A 17,795-nucleotide genomic window follows, 5' to 3' on the forward strand; every position below is an offset into this window, starting at 1 on the left:
GGGCGCGACCTCACGATCCATACAACGCACCCCAGCGTTCTATCAGCTTCTGTTGCAGCTTCTTCGCACTCCGGTTCCAGGTTCGCGCCCCAGCTGGCACCTCTCGGTCGGCCCGTTTTATCCGGGCCCGACGATCAACATCAGCAACAAATATGGCAAAGGCCAGTTCGGTTCCGTCGGCAGCCGTCATAAATCCACCCAATCCAGAGACAAAGTTCAACGTCCCGGTTTTGGCATTCACCTTGATCGGATGTGTCTTGTTGATCCGCCCCTTGGCATCACGCATCGGAAATGGTTTGAGCAGCGGATGCAGAACCCCGGTTTTGCGGACTTTGACCAGCGCTCCGACCAGATCCACGGCCGTCATGCGCGACGCATCGCCCAACCCGGAATGGTCCACCATACGTGTCCCCGTCATTCCATACCGCTGTGCGGCCCAATCACTCATGGCACCGCCTGAATCCTTGAGTGACCGCATTCTGACGCCCCGTGCTGCGGTCGCGGTCATACCGACCATCTCTGCTGTCAGATTGTTGGAGTACTTCAACATTCCATAGAGAATTTTTGACAATGGCACGCTTTGGCGTTGTGCAAGAACAGTACCTCCGGTCGATCTCCCGACGACACCCTTTTTCAGTACAACCCCATTCGCCCGCATCATTGTGGCAAAGACATCCCCCGCATAGGCCGCTGGTCTGCGCACTGGCAACCACCGGGCCCCACCCTTGCCCAACGCTCCACTGGCCACGGTCCAATTGTCCACGCCATTGCGATCCGCATAGGTATAGACCGGCACCTGACGCTTGATGACCTTCATCTTGGCCATATGCACTTCGGGGCGGTATTTCTCGGTGCGGGCATCCATGGCGACGGAATAGCCTTTGGAGCCGCGCTTCCACTCGAAATGCACCCGGTTATAATTCAGCGCGATCCCGGACACCGCCGGACTGTACCCCAGATGATCAGGCTGTTCCGAGTCAATGCTGGCCACCATGGGCAGCGCGCTGTCGTCAATCTTGAACGTGCCGCGCACTTCACGGATGCCCTTGGATTTGACCGCGGCGGCCAGCGCCGCAAGATGGTCGGTATTCAGCGTCGGGTCACCGCCCCCCTGCAACACCAGATCGCCTTTCAAAACGCCGTTCTTGATTGGCCCCGTGGCAATGACACGCGTCTCGAACCGATAATTCGACCCCAGAACTTCCATCGCATACAGCGCAGTCAGCGCCTTGGCCACACTGGCAGGTGGCAGGCTTTCCTTGCCGTTCAGCGCCTCCAGATGCAGGCCCGATTTCACATCGGCTACGGCACAGACCACATGCCCCTGAATGCCAGAGCGTCGCACCAGAGACTCGATACCACCTTGGGCCTGGGCTGTGAACTCTGCTCCACGGGCAATCGGGCGCAAGGATTTGGTAGGGGCCGTTGCCCATCCGGTCGCGGGCAAGGCCACACAACTCAGCCCGGCGACAAACCCGCGTCTTGTCAGCTTCAATGCCATTTGGTCACTCTAATCATCACCCCGGAATGGAATCGGGTCTAGACCGGTTTTTCAAGGGTAATTCGCCGCTTAAGCGATCAATATGTAGCGATCCACACAGTGTTTCCGGATCAGAGACGACCATTCACCCCCGGTTCATCCCTGTTTTACCCCTGCGGCCAGCCGCCTTTGGCGCGGATTTCGGTCGAACTGGCCGACACCATGGGCACGTTCACGAAACACCACGCGGGGGCTTGGGATTGCCCCAACAGATGACTGGCCTGGCTGGACAGCCGATATTTGCCATAGATCCGCGCCGCCGGGGACATCCGCGCCGAGATCCGATCGCCGGGTCGGGCAAGCACCCCGACCGGCACCGTTTCCATGATCTGACGCCAATCCTTCCAGCGATGAAACTGCGCCAGATTGTCGGCCCCCATCAACCAGACGAATTGCACACCAGGATGTCGCCGTCGCAATTCGAACAGCGTTTCAGCGGTATACCGAGTGCCCACATGAGTTTCGAAATCGCTGGCCTGAACGCGCGGGTGGCGCAACAGCTCCTGCGCCGCCTGCATCCGCCGCGTCAATTGCGCAGGCCCCCGCGTTTTCAGCGGATTGCCCGGAGACACCAGCCACACCACCCGATCCAACCCAAAGCGTTTCAACGCCTCGCGCGTGATATGCACATGCCCCATATGCGGCGGATCAAACGACCCCCCAAGCAACCCAACCCGCATCCCCGGGCGCATATGCGGCAACCTGTTACTCATGACGGCCTTGATGCACATAGAATGGGGGAGAAATCAATTGGTTGGCGCAGGGCCACCTTAAGACAAACGCACCGCCTCCTTTGGAGCGCGTCACACAGTGGCACGCCCTGCGCCTGACCTTCTCCATGGGAAGGCGCGGGTCTTTTGTTGAAGGTCGGATTGCTATGTTTTTTTGAGCCTTGATCTATCTACCAGCGCTTCGAACCCCGTCGGAAACTCTACCAAGGCCCCGCGTATCTCCAACCAATCGCCACGTTTTCTGAAATTTGAAAGAGGATGCGAAGGCCACGGTATGACAACGCCCCTATCTTCAATTTTCATTGCAGCGACTCCAGCCTCTTCATCAACTAGAATCTTGTCTGAAATTTCGGGCGGAAAATCCATGTAATGAATTAGATCTTTGTGATCAGCGCGCCCAATAATTGCCTTTCGCAAAGGGATCATTCGGCTATCAAAAGCTATCGAATACCCAAATTTGGCTGCTACGGCCAAAAAAGCAGACTTCAAGTCAGCTTTTTCGATGTTTTCCTTTTGGTAGCCCTTAGGTGGGGAAATGCTTAAGGTATCCCCGTCTTGAAATTCACTAAGGGTATCTTTGCTCACTTCCAAGTGACTAAGGTTGTTTTTGTCTGAAATGTCAAAGTGAGTGATGCCATTTCGGCGCGATAAATTAGCGTTAAGGGACAGCCCGCCTACTTTAAATATTACGTGGCCAAACTCACCATCTTGTTGTCCAACTAGGCACTTTGCTTGTTCGACCATATTTCGGCGCCGAACCAAATCAAATTCATAGTTGTGGCCTGCCGAGTTATTGCAAAGCCGACACGTGAGAATGACAACCTTCCCTCCAACTGACTTTGGTGGGACATCTTCTTCGGTTAACCAGTTGGTATTGGGTTTTCTGTTTAGAAGTCCGGCTTCTAAGGTGAAGCCTTCGCCGCAAATCGGGCAATAGTACTTCCCATCATTTATCCCTAAGCATTCAATGGCCCTTGAGCCTGCATTGAATATCGCCTTCGCTCTAGCTTTTTTCAAATTTGAACCCCAAAGAAAAAGGCGGGGTAAATCCCCGCCTTACAACCTTAACGCACAAATTTCTTGTGCTTCAACCGCTTTGGTTCCAGTGCGTCTGCACCCAACCGGCGTTTTTTGTCTTCTTCGTAGTCCTCAAAGTTACCCTCGAACCATTCCACATGCGCGTCGCCTTCGAACGCCAGGATGTGGGTACAGATCCGGTCGAGGAAGAAGCGGTCGTGCGAGATCACAACGGCGCAGCCGGCGAAATCGACCAGCGCGTCTTCCAAAGCCCGCAAGGTTTCCACATCCAGATCGTTGGTCGGTTCGTCGAGCAGCAGCACATTACCGCCCTCTTTCAACAGACGCGCCATGTGGACCCGGTTGCGTTCACCACCCGAAAGCAGGTTCAGCGGTTTCTGCTGATCGCCACCTTTGAAGTTGAACGACGAACAATAGGCGCGCGAATTCACCTGTGCATCACCCAGTTCAATAATCTCGGCCCCGCCGGAAATCGATTCCCAAACGGTGTCCTTGTCGTTCAGATCATCGCGTGACTGATCCACATAGGACAGTTTGACGGTATCCCCATAGGTCACGGACCCCGTGTCGGGTTGTTCCTGACCGGTCAGCATGCGGAACAGGGTCGATTTACCGGCGCCGTTGGGACCGATGACGCCAACAATACCACCGGGCGGCAGCGCAAAGGACAGCCCTTCGACCAGCTGTTTGTCGCCATAGTGTTTGGCGATATTGTCGACCTCGATCACCTTGCCACCCAGACGGGGGCCATTGGGGATGACGATCTGGGCACGGGCCAGCTTTTCACGTTCGGATTGGTTGGCCAGATCGTTATAGGCGTTGATCCGGGCCTTGGATTTGGCCTGGCGCGCCTTGGCCCCCTGACGCATCCATTCCAATTCGCGTTCCAGCGTCTTTTGCTTGGATTTGTCCTCGCGGGCTTCCTGCTCCAGCCGTTTGGCCTTTTGCTCCAGCCACGCGGAATAGTTGCCCTCGTACGGGATACCACGACCACGGTCGAGTTCGAGGATCCAGCCGGTGATGTCATCCAGGAAATACCGGTCGTGGGTGACGCACAGGATGGTGCCCTTGTAGTCGATCAGGTGCTGTTGCAGCCAGGCGATGGTTTCCGCATCCAGGTGGTTGGTCGGTTCGTCGAGCAGCAACATGTCAGGCGCTTCGAGCAACAGTTTGCACAGCGCGACGCGGCGTTTTTCACCCCCTGACAGATTGGCAATCTCGGCGTCATCCGGAGGGCACCGCAGCGCCTCCATCGAGATGTCGATCTGGCTGTCCAGATCCCACAGATTTTCAGAATCAATGGCGTCCTGCAGGGCGGTCATCTCTTCCATCAGCTCGTCGGTATAGTTTTCCGCCATCTCGACGGCGATTGCATTGAACCGATCCACCTTGGCCTTTTTTTCCGCCACGCCCAGCATGACGTTCTCACGCACGCTCAATGTTTCGTCCAATTTCGGCTCCTGCGGCAGGTACCCGACTTTGGCACCTTCGGCCGCCCACGCTTCGCCGGTGAAATCCGTATCCAGCCCTGCCATGATCTTCATCAAGGTCGATTTACCGGCACCGTTGACGCCGACCACACCGATTTTCACACCGGGGAGAAACGACAGGTGGATGTTTTCAAAGCATTTCTTGCCACCGGGATAGGTCTTGGAGACACCCTGCATATGGTAGACGTACTGATAGGCGGCCATGGTTGGGCTCCGTGCTGGGACATTCAGATCAGAGCGTGTGATAACGGACGATGCGCGTGGGGGCAATCCACCGCCCAGCGAAAGACCCTGAGACCCAGGAAGAAACCTGAAACGGTTCGAGAGCCCCCGTGCATGGGTCAGCGCCGTCTGGCTGCTAATTTTCTGAATCAAAACCAATCCTTGCCAGAGTCCTCTTCACCTGTCATACGCATCGGGCTTACGTTTTTCTTTTTCGACCACTGTCTCCTTTTATACGGCGCTCAGTCTTTCGATCCAGACCTACGACGCCAGGTTGCCGCAGCTACGCGGGCAACATTATTTAGGAGACTACGGATATGGCCAACGGCACCGTAAAATGGTTCAACACCACCAAAGGCTTCGGCTTCATCGCACCTGAAACCGGTGGCAAAGACGTGTTTGTGCACATCTCTGCTGTCGAGCGTTCGGGCCTGACCGGTCTGGCCGACAATCAGAAAGTGACTTTTGACGTGGAATCCGGCCGTGACGGCCGCGAAAACGCGACAAACATCCAGCTGGCCTGATTTTTTCAGAGACCACTGACGAAGGCCGATCCCGATCGGCCTTCGTTTTCCAATCCGCACCAAAAAATGCGGATACGATATTGACTAGCTTACATTTTTTCCGAGCCTTCAGGCCGTCCCCCCGATGTGGCATTGCGCAACGTCGGGAGAATTGATGCGTTCTTCACTCTTGTAAGACGCGTTCACCGATGCCATATCTCAGATCGCTAACGTTTCTATTTCGACCTACTGTCTCCGACCATCGGCGTTCAGTCTATCGATCCAGACGACGACACGCCAAGCTGCCGCATACCGTGGGCAGCATATTTTGAGGAGACACGGATATGGCCAATGGCACCGTGAAATGGTTCAACACCACCAAAGGCTTCGGCTTCATCGCACCGGAAGACGGCGGCAAAGACGTGTTTGTGCACATCTCTGCTGTTGAGCGCGCAGGCCTGACCGGTCTGGCCGACAACCAGAAAGTCACCTACGAGCTGCGCTCGGGTCGTGACGGGCGTGAAAGCGCTGACGATATCGCTCTGGCCTAAGTGCCAGACCAGGGTGGGTCATCAGACCCACCCCATCTCGGACTGCCGTCAGAGCTACCCTTTGACCCAGCTGACAATCTGCCCTGCACGCAGGGCACCGGACTGACGCTTCTTTTCCTTGCCGCGCTCAAAGGCCACCATGGTCGGTATACCGCGGATGCGATAGCGCCCGCCGGTCGATTGGTGTTTCTGCGTGTCGAGCTTGACCAGGCGCGCCTTGCCATTCAGCGTTTTGGCAGCCTTGGAAAATTCAGGGCCCATCATCTTGCAGGGGCCACACCACGGGGCCCAAAAGTCCACCACCAATGGCAGATCATCGTTTTTCGAAGCTTTTTCCAAAACGGCCGGGCTCACATCCATTGCTTGTCCGGTCATCAATCCCTTGCCGCAATGGCCGCATTTGGGGCCGGCTGTCAGCTTGTCTTCAGGCACTCGATTCAACTGACCACAATTCAGGCAGGTAAGAGTTTTGTCACCCATTAGAGATGCCTCCGGTTTATTGGATCATATTCAATTTCTCAGATAGGCAATCGTACCTGCATCGGCAACCCATCGCCGTCCCACCCCACCACGATGCAGTCCAAAACAACGTTCAATTCACCGAGTCCGACGGGCAACATTCTTCACAAAACTGTCACACACACTCGACAATCTTATCTGGATCGCCACCTTTGGTTCATGAAACAGCTCATTCGCATCTTCCGCCCCGGAATTCTTGTGGCCCTTGCAGCGGTGATTGCACATCTGACCAACCTGCCCGCGATGTTGGGCGCACACCCTTGGTGGGCAGACAAAGTGATTTGGGTGGGGGTTCCGGTCGGTTTTAGCCTGGCTGCTACGGCTTGGATTTTGCAATTGCCGGGCGGTGTGCGCAAACTGGGCTTTGCCGGGCTGACGCTGGTGGCCTTTGTTCTGGCCCAGACAGGCAAGATGCGCTTTACCGCTTCGTATGCAGAAGACATGTTGGCCGGTCAGCTTTGGTATTTCGGCTGGATCGCTACCTGTGCCCTGGCTTTTGCAACACTGGCGTCGATTTCCTGGGCTTCGCGTCAAATTCATTGACCGTTGCACCCAACAGGCCGAACATGGCTCCATGTGTTACCAAAGAATGAGGTTTTGACATGTTCACACGAAGAACCTTCCTTACCACGACAACCTTGGCTGCACCGGCGCTGTTTCTACCCCGTGCTGTTTCGGCCAAAACCCAAAAACAAGATTATGATCCAAACCCGCAAGTTGTCCGCATTCGCAAAGAATTCGAACCAGGGCAATTGTTGGTTCTGCCATCGTCCTACTACCTGTATTTTGTGACGGATAAGCGCAAAGCGATCCGCTATGGCGTCGGTGTCGGGCAAGCCGGACTGGAGTTCACCGGTCAGGCTGTTATTGGCGTCAAAAAAGAATGGCCCACCTGGCGACCCACGGACGAAATGATCGAACGCAGCCCGCGTACGTATGCAAAGTTCAAGGGCACCGATTACATCGAACCCGGAGGTCCGAACAATCCGTTGGGTGCACGGGCTTTGTACCTGTTTCAGGGCGGGCGCGACACCTACATTCGCATTCATGGAACAACACAGCCTGATACAATCGGCACCGCGGCGTCAAATGGGTGTTTCCGAATGATCAACGAACACGTTATCGACCTGTATGACCGGGTTCCGGTCGGAACCACGGTCACTGTTCTGTAATCCGATCAGAATTGTCTCTGTGATCTTAACGCCGAACCTGGGTGATCAGTTCAACCACCGAGGGACCCATCGCTGCGACAATGGCGGCCACACCATCGGCGTTCGGATGAATACCGTCTCCCTGCATCACCAGACGCAGCTGGGCTGGGTTGTCGGCCCGATCGGCGATTCCGGCAAAGTAATAAGGGAAAAACACGACGTCATGTGCGGCAGCCAGATCGGGGTACAGTGAATCGAACTTGGTTTTGTAGTCCGCTCCAAAATTGCCAGGTGCCTGCATACCGACGAACAGCACCGCGACTTTGTGGGATTCCGCCTCCGTCAGAATAGCGTTCAGGTTGGATCGCGTTTGCGCCGGGTCCAGTCCCCTCAGGGTGTCATTGCCGCCCAGCACCACGATCATGGCATCAAATCCGTCGCCCAATGTCCAGGAAACCCGCGCCGCGCCACCTGCCGTCGTGTCGCCTGACACTCCCGCATTTGTCAGCGACGCAGAGATACCCTGGCCGTCCAGCCATTTTTGCATTTGCGGCACAAACCCGGCGTCGGATGGCAACCCATAGCCATGCACCAGAGAATCCCCAAAGGCCACAATCCGCACCGGTTCCGCAGCGTAGACCGAACAAACGGCAACAATCTGCATAATCAAACCAATCACTACCTTGCGCATACATTTCCAAGCTCCATATCGAACCGATACCCGGTTCCACAGAAAGACACTCGCCCCATGCCAGCCCCCACGTCAGATGACGCAATCCTGTCCCTCCAAAATGCGTCTCTGTCGCTGAATGGCAATACCGGCACCGTGGATATTCTGCGCGGAATCTCATTGGATGTGCCCGCCGGACAAACCTTGGGGCTGGTTGGGCCATCAGGATCGGGGAAATCGTCATTGCTGATGGTCATGGGCGGGCTGGAACAGGCAACTGGGGGCACAGTCACAGCACTGGGACATGATCTGACTGCAATGTCCGAAGACCAACTGGCCCGGTTTCGCCGTGACCATATGGGCGTGGTCTTCCAAAGCTTCCATTTGATTCCGACCATGACGGCATTGGAAAATGTCGCCACACCGCTGGAATTGGCACATGATCCCGATGCTTTTTCCAAAGCGCAAGACGCGCTGGCAGCCGTCGGGTTGTCCCACCGCGAAGGCCATTTCCCCGCCCAATTGTCGGGCGGCGAACAACAGCGCGTGGCCCTGGCACGCGCCACTGCACCGCGCCCCAAGATCCTGCTAGCTGACGAACCCACCGGCAATCTGGACGGAACCACCGGCGCGACAATCATGGATTTGTTGTTCGATCTGCAAGAACGTCATGGATCGACACTGGTCATAGTCACACATGCCCCCGAACTCGCCGCGCGCTGTGATCAGGTGGTTCACCTGCGAGACGGACGCATTGATGGACCCGAAACCACCGGCCTGCCCTCCGACCAACCTTCGGAGGCCGCAGAATGAGCCTGGCGCTGCGGCTTGCCTGGCGGGATCTGCGGGGCGGATTGCGCGGGTTTCGGATCTTTTTGGCTTGTCTGACCTTGGGTGTCGCGGTCATTGCTGCCATCGGATCGGTGCGCAGCTCGATCGAAACCGGGCTGACACGCGAAGGCTCGACGTTGTTGGGCGGCGACGCCGAAATGGAATTTACCTTTCGCTTTGCCGATGAACGGGAACGCACCTGGATCACCGATACGGCGCTGAAGGTTTCCGAAGTTGTCGAATTCCGTTCTATGGCGGTGGTCGGCGACGAACGCGCCCTGACCCAGGTCAAGGCCGTCGATGACGCCTATCCGCTGGTCGGGCAAATTCGGCTGACACCCGACATGGCTCTGGATGCTGCCCTGCGAGGGACTGATGAACACCCGGGCGCGATCATGGACCGGGTCTTGTCCGACCGCCTGGGCCTGGGGGTCGGAGACACGTTCAATCTGGGCGGGCAGAGCTTTGTTCTGGCGGCTCTGATCCACACGGAACCGGACGCAGCTGCCAGCGGTTTTGCACTGGGACCACGAACAATGGTTCTGACTGAAGACCTCCAACAATCTGGCCTGTTGGCTCCTGGCACGCTGTTCTCCACCAAATACCGCATGACCCTGCCCGAGGGCACCGACCTGGAAATCCTGTCCACCCAGGCCCGTGATAGGTTTGAATCTACCGGTATGCGCTGGACAGATTCACGCAATGGTGCGCCCGGGATTTCTGAATTCGTTGGGCGTCTGGGCGCATTCCTGGTGCTGGTTGGATTGTCCGGCCTGGCCGTCGGCGGCGTGGGCGTTTCTGCTGCGGTACGGGCCTATTTGGCCACCAAGACCGAAACCATCGCAACGCTGCGCACGCTTGGCGCGACCCGCCAAACAATCTTTCGAATGTTTTTCTTGCAGATTGGCGCGCTCACTTTGGTGGGGATCACCCTGGGTCTCATGCTGGGTGGAATCGGTCCGGTGTTACTGGGGCCGGTGCTGGCTGCGCAACTGCCGTTCCCCGCCGTTTTCACCGTGTTCCCCTCGGCCTTGGCCGAAGCAGCACTCTATGGTGCGCTCACCGCCTTTCTCTTTACGCTCTGGCCCTTGGCCCGCGCCGAAGGCATCCGTCCAGCGTCCTTGTTTCGCGATGCTCCGGAGACCCGCAACCGACTGCCCGCGCCGCGTTTTCTGTTCGCCACCTTGATGGCGTTGATCATCCTGGTAGGATCCGCCGCCTGGTTCAGCGGATCGACAGAATTGACGCTCTGGACCGCGGCCGGGTTGATGGGCGCCTTTGTCCTGTTGATCTTTGCTGCGCTGTTGATCCGCGCCCTGGCCCGCATGGCCACCCCCATTGGACGCCATCACCCGGCGTTTCGCTGGGCGCTGGCCGCGTTGGGGGCCGCGCGCGACACCACCACGCCTGCGGTTCTGTCGCTGGGGTTGGCGCTGTCCGTTCTGGCCGCAATCGGACAAATCGACGGCAATATGCGTCGGGCCATTTCCGACAACCTACCCGATGTTGCGCCCTCCTATTTCTTTGTTGATATCCAACGCGATCAGATGCCCGGATTTTCGCAACGGCTGAATGACGACCCAACCGTGTCCAAGGTCGAAAGCGCCCCGATGCTGCGCGGTGTGATTACCAAGATCAACGATACCCCTGCGCGTGAAATCGCTGGCGATCACTGGGTTATCCAAGGGGATCGTGGCATCACCTATGCGGGACAAAAGCCTGCCGACACCAAAATCACGGCGGGCAGCTGGTGGCCGGACGATTACACCGGACCGCCTCAGATCAGCTTTGCCGCGGAAGAGGCCGAAGAACTCGGCCTGAGCCTGGGCGATACGCTGACCGTCAATATTCTGGGGCGCGACATCACAGCCACCATCACCAGCTTCCGTGATGTTGATTTTTCCACAGCAGGAATGGGTTTTGTTCTGGCCATGAATGAAAATGCTCTGGCCGGCGCACCGCACAGCTTTATTGCGACAGTCTATGCAGATCCCGGATCCGAAGCCGTCATCCTGCGCGACCTGGCCAGCCAGTTTCCCAATATCACTGCGATCCGGGTGCGCGATGCGATTGACCGGGTTTCCGATATTCTGAGATCGCTCGCCTCGGCCACTGCTTATGGCGCAGCAGCCACCATGTTGACCGGGTTTCTGGTCTTGTTGGGCACTGCTGCTGCGGCGGAACCGGCACAGCGTTACGAGGCCGCAATCCTCAAATCCCTCGGCGCGCCTCGGCGCACCATTCTGTTCAGCTTTGCCTTGCGCGCGGTGCTGTTGGGTGCGGGCGCGGGCGGGGTGGCTCTGGCTGCGGGTCTCACCGGATCATGGGCCGTGAGCCGCTTTGTCTTTGAAACCAGTTTTCAGGTGATCTGGCCCAATGCCATTGCGATCATCGGCGCTGGTGTGATCAGCACGTTGCTGGCGGGGCTGGCGTTTGCCTGGCGACCGCTCTCGACCCGTCCCGCCCGCATCCTGCGGGCCCGGGACTGACGGCTACAGCTGATACCGGATTGCAGGCCTGTGGATCTTTGATTTAGCGGGCACATTGTACCGGTTGCAGGATCCGCATCAGATCCAGATTGTCACAGACCAGCGCCTCGAGCGTGATGTCATCCAGCGAGGCGTAAAACGCCTGCGCAGCATCTGCCAAAGCCAGCTTCAACCGGCAGGCTTCGGTCAACGGGCAGGTATTATCTGCATCGGCAAAACATTCGGCGATCGGCAAACCGCCTTCGATGTGCCGAAACACATCACCAATCCGGATCTGATCCGCAGGCCGGGCAAGATTCATGCCACCGTTGCGACCCCTTTGGGTGTGCAGAAAATCCAGCTGGCTCAGCTGGTTGATCACCTGCGCCAGATGGTTCTCCGAAATATTGCAGCATTCCGCGATTTCCGCCTTGGTGACCAGTCGGTCTTCATTGGCTGCACAGAACATCAGCAATCGAATCGCTATGTTGGTTCTCTTGGTAATACGCATCGTATCAGCGCCTTCCGCCATTCAACTCCAAAGATGTATTGCACATTTCCCAATTTGGCTGTTTGACATATATCAATTGCTCATCTTCTAAATCGACCGGAACGTCCCTTGGAACACCCTTATTTCTTTGGCTATGGCAGCCTGGTGAATGCCGCAACCCATGATTTCTCCGATCCGCAGCCTGCCCACCTGTCTGGATGGCGCCGCGCCTGGCGGCACACGGATCTGCGCCCGGTCGCCTTTTTGACAGCCGTTCCTGCCCCCGGGCACGAGATCGCCGGCATGATCGCACAGGTGCCTCACGCCGATTGGCAGGCGCTCGATCAACGCGAATGGGCGTATGATCGGATCCCTGCAACACAGGCAATCAGCCACGCTTTGCCAGACAGTCCAGAAATTTCGGTCTATGCTGTACCCGAGGAACGCCACAAGGGAAGCACCACCGAACATCCTGTCTTGCTCAGCTATCTGGATGTGGTGATTCAGGGGTACCTGCGCCACTTTGGCGAAGACGGGGTTCAGCACTTCTTTGACACCACCGACGGGTGGGACGCCCCGTTTCTTGATGACCGGACCGCTCCACGCTATCCGCGCCATCAACGCCTCAACCCCGACGAAACTGCAATGGTCGATGACCACCTTGCCCGCATCGGTGTGCACCTGATCATCCAAGCCTGAAACACGCCGATTCCCCATAGAAACTGGACAATCCCACCTGCCTGTGACAAGGGATGCGGCAACAGGAGACCGCTCATGACCACCACCCGTTTTGCCCCGTCGCCCACCGGCTATATCCACGTTGGCAACCTGCGCACCGCGCTGATGAACTATCTGATCGCCCGCAAGGCCGGCGGTACATTCATTCTGCGCATCGACGACACAGACCCGGAACGTTCCAAGGAAGAATACGTCGACGCGATCAAACAGGATCTGGAATGGTTGGGCATCCAATGGGATCGGGTCGAACGCCAATCCGAGCGACTGGACCGCTATGCCGATGCCGCCGATAAACTGCGCGACATCTCGCGGTTTTACGAGGCGTTCGAAACTCCGGTTGAATTGGACCTAAAGCGCAAAAAGCAGCTCAATATGGGCAAGCCGCCGGTGTATGACCGCGCAGCTCTGTCGCTGAGCGATGATGAAAAGGCTGCTTTGCGCGCCGAACGCGGCAACGGCGTGTGGCGGTTCAAGCTGGATCACCAGCGCATCGAATGGAACGATGGCGTTCTGGGCGACATCTCGATCGATGCGGCTTCGGTTTCTGATCCAGTGCTGATCCGCGGTGATGGCCAGGTGCTGTACACAATTGCTTCGGTTGTTGATGACACCGACATGGGCGTGACCCATGTTGTGCGCGGATCGGACCATGTCACCAACACCGCCACCCAAATCCAGATCATCCAGGCATTGGGTGGCAACGTGCCAAACTTTGCCCACCACTCTCTGCTGACTGGCCCCCAGGGCGAAGCGCTGTCCAAACGTCTGGGCACGTTGGCGCTGCGCGATTTGCGCGAACAGGGCGTGCAGCCCATGGCTCTGCTGTCGTTGATGGCACGGCTGGGGTCTTCGGATCCGGTTGAATTGCGCACAGACATGGCCGAACTGATTGATGGGTTTGACATCAACCGTTTTGGCGCGGCCCCGACCAAATTCGACGTTCAGGACCTGTTTCCGCTGACCGCCCGTTATTTGCAAGGTCTGCCCCTGGACGCAGTGCAATCCTGGATCGACGATCTGGGCGTTCCCGCAGACCGTGCCGCGGCCTTCTGGGACATGGCACGGGAAAACATCACCACGCTTGCAGATCTGGAAACCTGGTCCAAACTGTGCCGCGATGGGGCCGACCCGCTGATTGACGACGAAGATCGTGACTTCATCGCCCAGGCCATGTCCCTGCTGCCCGAAGGACCCTATGACGCCGATACCTGGGGCACCTGGACCAAAGCTGTCAAGGAGGCCACCGGCCGCAAGGGCAAAGGTTTGTTCATGCCCCTGCGCAAAGCCGTCACCGGCATGGAACGCGGCCCCGACATGAGCACGCTGATGTCCTTGATGCAGGTCGTTCGGGCCAAATCCTGAACCGACCGCAGGTCAGTCTTGTGACTGACTTCGAAAACTGCGCGGCGACTGACCGGTCGCCGCCACAAACGCCCGGCTAAAGGCGGTCCGGCTTTGAAACCCGACCTCGGCGCTGATCCGTTTGACGGGCATTTCGCTGTTGCGCAGCAGGTCTGCTGCCTTTTGCATCCTCAGATCCCGCAACAATTCCATCGGTCCAGCGCCATAGGCATCGGCGAACCGCTGGGCCAGGCTCGACCGGCTCATCCCAGACAGAGTTGCCAGACTGTCCAGCGAATGCTCCTGTCCCGGACGCTCCAGCATTGCGGCCAGCACCGGCCACAGCCGCGCATCCCGCAGCGCCATCATCCAGGACATACCAGCCCCTGCCTGTTCCATGTGATGACGCATCAGCCCGATCATGGCCTGCAACAGCAACGCACGGATCATCGCCCGGCTTCCCAGCTTGGGCTCCGCGATTTCTGACAGGATCTGTTCTACCGGTGCCGCCAAATCCGGGTTGCGGATCACGTCGTCCACGATTGGCTCGCGCACCAGGTCCACCACATTCCCCAAATCGCGCAGCGACAAGGTGATATGAGCACACAGGGCCACCATCCCGCCTTCTGGTGATTGGGCTGCGCTGCCATGCACCAGATGCACCAGGTTCAAACCGGCCGGCTGACACTCCGGAACCGGTTGAACACGGGTTCCGAAACTGCGCAGCACATGCGAACGCAAGGCCGGAATGACCACCACACTTCCGCGCGCCACAGGAAGAGTTTTCTGTCCGGGAATCACGATTTCCCCCTCTCCCGCCAGCACGTAATGCAACGTCGCCGTGCTGTCCTGCCCCAATCCCAGATCACAGCGCCCGTTCAATTCGCACAGGGCAAACGGGGCTGCGTCGATCTGCATGCGATCTAGTATGAAATCGGTATCCATGCTGGCATTTGGCACAACGGCAGGACGATATGATACATCTTTCTCTGCTTTTGCACCATTTCTGGACCAAATGATACATCGACTCCACCATCTTGGTGGCATCCACATCTCAGGAGACCCAAAATGTGCAATGATCATGACCACGGAAAACTCACCCGTCGGGATGCCCTGCGGGGGGCGCTGGCCACAGGCGCAGCAGCCGCCACTCTGACCGGAGCCACAGCTGCTCAGGCACAGGAGAACCCCTATGCAGATCCGGCCAGCCCGGCCCTGCCCCCCAGCAACATGAAGCTGGACCTCAGCCGCGCGGCGCTGGTGGTGACCGATCCCCAGATCGACTTCCTGCACCCTGATGGGGTGACCTGGGGTGTCGTCGGCGCATCGGTGACCGAACATGACACCGTCGACAACATCGAACGGCTGTTCAAATCGGCCAAGGCCGCCGGGATCACTGTCGCTGTATCGCCACATTACTATTACCCGACAGATCATGGCTGGAAGTTCGAAGGCGCGCTGGAAAAGCTGATGCACAAAATCGGCATGTTCGACCGCAAGGGGGCCCTGAATCTTGACGGGTTTGACGGCTCGGGTGCGGATTGGATGCCCCAGTACAAACAATACATCGAAGACGGCAAAACCATCGTCACATCGCCACACAAGGTCTATGGAAATGACACCAATGACCTATCGCTGCAATTGCGCAAACGTGGGATAGATCAGGTGATCCTTGCAGGCATGTCCGCCAATCTGTGCACCGAAAGCCACATGCGTGAACTGTTGGAGCAGGGTTTCGAAGTCGCTGTGGTCCGCGACGCCACCGCAGCCGCAAAACTGCCTGAGGGCGACGGATACCAGGCCGCGTTGATCAATTTCCGCTATATGGCAAACGCGCTCTGGACTACCGAACATGTCCAAGGCCTGCTGGCAGCCGGGTGATCCTGCCCCGCACACAGACCGCATCGCCATGGGGGGCTTGCACCCATGGCGATGCCCGGCCCAACGCTTGTGGCAGCATCTTTGATGCTGACACAAGGGGCGGGAGCGCATCATGGGCTGGTCAGACAGGGAACACTGTCCACATCCGCCCCAGATCTTGCACCCCTGCCCGGATCAACTCCTCCAGAACATCCAATTCGATGTCTTGCAGCTTGTTCACATACAGACAGGACTTTCCCGTCTTGTGCTTGCCCAATCGGGACAGGATCGCGCCATAGTCCTGATACCCCGGCATGATGTAGAGCGAAAATGCACCTTTGCGCACAGCAAAGCCGGTCGCCAGAAAATCTCCACTCCGCCCGCTGTTGTACACATAGTGATAGCGCCCGTAACCAACGATTGACTCGCCCCACATCTGGGGCTCGAATCCGGTTGCCCGTTGAAACACACCGTCCAGTTGTCGCGCCTGCAAAGCCCGTCGCTCGGGCACGACAGCCGTCAGAAAAGTTGACACACTTTGCCCAGTTGGAATGGTCTTGTTGGTGCTCATGGCAGCAAGACTACTGCCCATGCTCTCGCCCGGACAGTCTGCCGTTGTCACATTAACTTGAGCGGGCTGCGCGCTGGACTTGGTTTAGAGTTGCCCCATGTTTTGCCCAAGCATACAGGGAGTTTTTAAAAAATGACTATTTCCGTAACCCGACGTTCCGTTCTCGCCAGCGCTGCGGCCCTTCCGCTGGCGGCAGCCGGTTCAGGTGTTTCAGCCGAAAACAACAAACCGGCGGCGGCTGCCCATCTCGCCCACAGCTTCAAGCTTGGCGACTTCACCCTGACCACTTTGCTGGACGGAAGCGCCATGCGCGAAGGTCCCAAGGCAATGTTTGCCCCAGATGCGAGCGATCAGGAATTCGAAGACCTCTCTCAGGACAATTTTGTCCCCGCAGACCGAACCCAATTCTATTTCACTCCGACATTGGTTGACACGGGAAAACAGAAAATCCTGTTCGACACCGGACTGGGACTTGGCGGATTGGGCAAGGCCCTGGCCCAGTCCGGACACAGTGCCGATGACATTGACACCGTCGTGATTACCCATATGCATCCTGACCACATCGGTGGGTTGATGAAGGACGGCCAACCGGTGTTCTCCAACGCCGACTATGTAACCGGCGCAGGCGAGTACAACTTTTGGTCAAAGCGGGACGCCGGTGATCGTGTTGGGGATCTCGTCGCCAAAAACATGACTCCTCTGGCCGAAAAAACCCGCTTTGTCGATGATGGTGGCGCGGTTGTTTCAGGGATCACCGCCCTGAATGCGTTTGGGCACACGCCGGGACATATGGCCTATATGCTTGAAAGCGGCGGCCAACAGCTGGTTTTGACCGCTGATCTGGCCAATCACTACGTCTGGTCTTTTGCCCGTCCTGACTGGGGCTTCAGCTTTGACGTGGACAAAGACCAAGCCAGCCAATCTCGGCGCAGGGTGCTGGGAATGCTCGCCGCCGACAAAACACCGATGATCGGATATCACATGCCTTTCCCAGCTGCGGGATTTGTTGAAACCCATGACGCGGGTTTTCGCTATGTGCCGGTCTCCTATCAGCTGATGGGCTGAGCCCCCAATACCGGGT

19 protein-coding genes are annotated in these 17,795 nt (G+C 57.6%); 10 read left to right on the top strand and 9 right to left on the bottom strand.

Features of this window, described 5'->3' with window-relative positions:
• Window positions 1-10: 10 nt before the first annotated feature.
• From dacB to ettA, 4 genes are all read right to left on the bottom strand, one after another.
• A complete protein-coding gene (gene dacB / locus QEZ52_RS17675) occupies window positions 11-1,501 on the bottom strand; it encodes a D-alanyl-D-alanine carboxypeptidase/D-alanyl-D-alanine-endopeptidase (RefSeq protein ID WP_406645793.1) in 1,491 nt (496 codons plus the stop codon).
• 146 nt (window positions 1,502-1,647) lie between these two features.
• The gene (locus QEZ52_RS17680) at window positions 1,648-2,253 is read right to left on the bottom strand and encodes a nicotinate-nucleotide adenylyltransferase (protein WP_406645794.1); all 606 of its coding nucleotides are present in this window, start codon (window positions 2,251-2,253) and stop codon (window positions 1,648-1,650) included.
• Window positions 2,254-2,415: 162 nt separating this feature from the next.
• A complete protein-coding gene (locus QEZ52_RS17685) occupies window positions 2,416-3,288 on the bottom strand; it encodes a hypothetical protein (protein ID WP_406645795.1) in 873 nt (290 codons plus the stop codon).
• Window positions 3,289-3,335: 47 nt separating this feature from the next.
• Window positions 3,336-5,003 (bottom strand): ABC transporter ATP-binding protein, encoded by a 1,668-nt coding sequence (ettA, locus tag QEZ52_RS17690; protein ID WP_406645796.1) that lies wholly within the window; start codon window positions 5,001-5,003, stop codon window positions 3,336-3,338.
• A 335-nt stretch (window positions 5,004-5,338) separates the two neighbouring features.
• On the opposite strand from ettA, the gene QEZ52_RS17695 reads away from it, so the two are divergent.
• Together QEZ52_RS17695 and QEZ52_RS17700 are read left to right on the top strand one after the other, a co-directional pair.
• A complete protein-coding gene (locus QEZ52_RS17695; protein WP_406645797.1) occupies window positions 5,339-5,545 on the top strand; it encodes a cold-shock protein in 207 nt (68 codons plus the stop codon).
• A 323-nt stretch (window positions 5,546-5,868) separates the two neighbouring features.
• Window positions 5,869-6,075 (top strand): cold-shock protein, encoded by a 207-nt coding sequence (locus QEZ52_RS17700; protein WP_406645798.1) that lies wholly within the window; start codon window positions 5,869-5,871, stop codon window positions 6,073-6,075.
• A gap of 54 nt (window positions 6,076-6,129) precedes the next feature.
• Here the strand turns inward: QEZ52_RS17700 and trxC are convergent, their stop codons facing one another.
• Window positions 6,130-6,555 carry a thioredoxin TrxC gene (gene trxC / locus QEZ52_RS17705; protein WP_406645799.1) on the bottom strand — a complete coding sequence of 142 codons (426 nt, stop codon included), beginning with the start codon at window positions 6,553-6,555 and terminating at the stop codon, window positions 6,130-6,132.
• 198 nt (window positions 6,556-6,753) lie between these two features.
• On the opposite strand from trxC, the gene QEZ52_RS17710 reads away from it, so the two are divergent.
• Together QEZ52_RS17710 and QEZ52_RS17715 are read left to right on the top strand one after the other, a co-directional pair.
• The gene (locus QEZ52_RS17710) at window positions 6,754-7,137 is read left to right on the top strand and encodes a hypothetical protein (protein ID WP_406645800.1); all 384 of its coding nucleotides are present in this window, start codon (window positions 6,754-6,756) and stop codon (window positions 7,135-7,137) included.
• 59 nt (window positions 7,138-7,196) lie between these two features.
• Window positions 7,197-7,766, top strand: coding sequence for a L,D-transpeptidase (locus QEZ52_RS17715; RefSeq protein ID WP_406645801.1), 570 nt, complete (start codon window positions 7,197-7,199; stop codon window positions 7,764-7,766).
• Between the two features lie 25 nt (window positions 7,767-7,791).
• Here the strand turns inward: QEZ52_RS17715 and QEZ52_RS17720 are convergent, their stop codons facing one another.
• On the bottom strand, window positions 7,792-8,436 hold the full coding sequence (locus QEZ52_RS17720; protein WP_406645802.1) for an arylesterase: 645 nt from the start codon (window positions 8,434-8,436) through the stop codon (window positions 7,792-7,794).
• A gap of 57 nt (window positions 8,437-8,493) precedes the next feature.
• On the opposite strand from QEZ52_RS17720, the gene QEZ52_RS17725 reads away from it, so the two are divergent.
• Complete coding sequence (locus QEZ52_RS17725) at window positions 8,494-9,228, top strand: ABC transporter ATP-binding protein (protein ID WP_406645803.1); 735 nt, start codon at window positions 8,494-8,496, stop codon at window positions 9,226-9,228.
• Complete coding sequence (locus QEZ52_RS17730; protein ID WP_406645804.1) at window positions 9,225-11,735, top strand: ABC transporter permease; 2,511 nt, start codon at window positions 9,225-9,227, stop codon at window positions 11,733-11,735. The genes QEZ52_RS17725 and QEZ52_RS17730 overlap by 4 nt, the downstream gene beginning before the upstream one ends.
• 43 nt (window positions 11,736-11,778) lie before the next feature.
• Here QEZ52_RS17730 and QEZ52_RS17735 read toward each other — a convergent pair whose 3' ends face one another.
• Window positions 11,779-12,225, bottom strand: a complete 447-nt coding sequence (locus QEZ52_RS17735) for an Rrf2 family transcriptional regulator (protein WP_406645805.1) — start codon at window positions 12,223-12,225, stop codon at window positions 11,779-11,781.
• A 108-nt stretch (window positions 12,226-12,333) separates the two neighbouring features.
• Between QEZ52_RS17735 and QEZ52_RS17740 the strand changes: the two genes are divergently transcribed.
• Window positions 12,334-12,903, top strand: coding sequence for a gamma-glutamylcyclotransferase family protein (locus QEZ52_RS17740; protein ID WP_406645806.1), 570 nt, complete (start codon window positions 12,334-12,336; stop codon window positions 12,901-12,903).
• A gap of 75 nt (window positions 12,904-12,978) precedes the next feature.
• Window positions 12,979-14,304 carry a glutamate--tRNA ligase gene (gltX, locus tag QEZ52_RS17745; RefSeq protein WP_406645807.1) on the top strand — a complete coding sequence of 442 codons (1,326 nt, stop codon included), beginning with the start codon at window positions 12,979-12,981 and terminating at the stop codon, window positions 14,302-14,304.
• A gap of 12 nt (window positions 14,305-14,316) precedes the next feature.
• Here gltX and QEZ52_RS17750 read toward each other — a convergent pair whose 3' ends face one another.
• Complete coding sequence (locus tag QEZ52_RS17750; RefSeq protein WP_406645808.1) at window positions 14,317-15,228, bottom strand: AraC family transcriptional regulator; 912 nt, start codon at window positions 15,226-15,228, stop codon at window positions 14,317-14,319.
• Between the two features lie 123 nt (window positions 15,229-15,351).
• On the opposite strand from QEZ52_RS17750, the gene QEZ52_RS17755 reads away from it, so the two are divergent.
• Window positions 15,352-16,164, top strand: a complete 813-nt coding sequence (locus QEZ52_RS17755) for a cysteine hydrolase (protein WP_406645809.1) — start codon at window positions 15,352-15,354, stop codon at window positions 16,162-16,164.
• A 121-nt stretch (window positions 16,165-16,285) separates the two neighbouring features.
• On the opposite strand, the gene QEZ52_RS17760 is transcribed toward QEZ52_RS17755, so the two are convergent.
• Window positions 16,286-16,735: a DUF1801 domain-containing protein gene (locus QEZ52_RS17760; protein WP_406645810.1), complete on the bottom strand. Its 450-nt coding sequence runs from the start codon at window positions 16,733-16,735 to the stop codon at window positions 16,286-16,288.
• Window positions 16,736-16,846: 111 nt separating this feature from the next.
• Between QEZ52_RS17760 and QEZ52_RS17765 the strand changes: the two genes are divergently transcribed.
• Window positions 16,847-17,779, top strand: a complete 933-nt coding sequence (locus QEZ52_RS17765; RefSeq protein ID WP_406645811.1) for an MBL fold metallo-hydrolase — start codon at window positions 16,847-16,849, stop codon at window positions 17,777-17,779.
• Window positions 17,780-17,795 lie beyond the last annotated feature (16 nt).

Source organism: Aliisedimentitalea scapharcae, assembly GCF_045277565.1.
Classification (GTDB): Bacteria; Pseudomonadota; Alphaproteobacteria; order Rhodobacterales; family Rhodobacteraceae; genus Aliisedimentitalea; species Aliisedimentitalea scapharcae.

What these genes read in the sequence shown, in the direction of transcription:
- QEZ52_RS17720 (WP_406645802.1), bottom strand. Translation starts at nt 8,436, where the DNA reads ATGCGCAAGGTAGTGATTGGTTTGATTATGCAGATTGTTGCCGTTTGT.
- ettA (WP_406645796.1), bottom strand. Translation starts at nt 5,003, where the DNA reads ATGGCCGCCTATCAGTACGTCTACCATATGCAGGGTGTCTCCAAGACC.
- QEZ52_RS17730 (WP_406645804.1), top strand. Translation starts at nt 9,225, where the DNA reads ATGAGCCTGGCGCTGCGGCTTGCCTGGCGGGATCTGCGGGGCGGATTG.
- trxC (WP_406645799.1), bottom strand. Translation starts at nt 6,555, where the DNA reads ATGGGTGACAAAACTCTTACCTGCCTGAATTGTGGTCAGTTGAATCGA.
- QEZ52_RS17710 (WP_406645800.1), top strand. Translation starts at nt 6,754, where the DNA reads ATGAAACAGCTCATTCGCATCTTCCGCCCCGGAATTCTTGTGGCCCTT.
- QEZ52_RS17700 (WP_406645798.1), top strand. Translation starts at nt 5,869, where the DNA reads ATGGCCAATGGCACCGTGAAATGGTTCAACACCACCAAAGGCTTCGGC.
- QEZ52_RS17750 (WP_406645808.1), bottom strand. Translation starts at nt 15,228, where the DNA reads ATGGATACCGATTTCATACTAGATCGCATGCAGATCGACGCAGCCCCG.
- QEZ52_RS17680 (WP_406645794.1), bottom strand. Translation starts at nt 2,253, where the DNA reads ATGAGTAACAGGTTGCCGCATATGCGCCCGGGGATGCGGGTTGGGTTG.
- dacB (WP_406645793.1), bottom strand. Translation starts at nt 1,501, where the DNA reads ATGGCATTGAAGCTGACAAGACGCGGGTTTGTCGCCGGGCTGAGTTGT.
- QEZ52_RS17760 (WP_406645810.1), bottom strand. Translation starts at nt 16,735, where the DNA reads ATGGGCAGTAGTCTTGCTGCCATGAGCACCAACAAGACCATTCCAACT.
- QEZ52_RS17735 (WP_406645805.1), bottom strand. Translation starts at nt 12,225, where the DNA reads ATGCGTATTACCAAGAGAACCAACATAGCGATTCGATTGCTGATGTTC.
- gltX (WP_406645807.1), top strand. Translation starts at nt 12,979, where the DNA reads ATGACCACCACCCGTTTTGCCCCGTCGCCCACCGGCTATATCCACGTT.
- QEZ52_RS17765 (WP_406645811.1), top strand. Translation starts at nt 16,847, where the DNA reads ATGACTATTTCCGTAACCCGACGTTCCGTTCTCGCCAGCGCTGCGGCC.
- QEZ52_RS17725 (WP_406645803.1), top strand. Translation starts at nt 8,494, where the DNA reads ATGCCAGCCCCCACGTCAGATGACGCAATCCTGTCCCTCCAAAATGCG.
- QEZ52_RS17755 (WP_406645809.1), top strand. Translation starts at nt 15,352, where the DNA reads ATGTGCAATGATCATGACCACGGAAAACTCACCCGTCGGGATGCCCTG.
- QEZ52_RS17715 (WP_406645801.1), top strand. Translation starts at nt 7,197, where the DNA reads ATGTTCACACGAAGAACCTTCCTTACCACGACAACCTTGGCTGCACCG.
- QEZ52_RS17695 (WP_406645797.1), top strand. Translation starts at nt 5,339, where the DNA reads ATGGCCAACGGCACCGTAAAATGGTTCAACACCACCAAAGGCTTCGGC.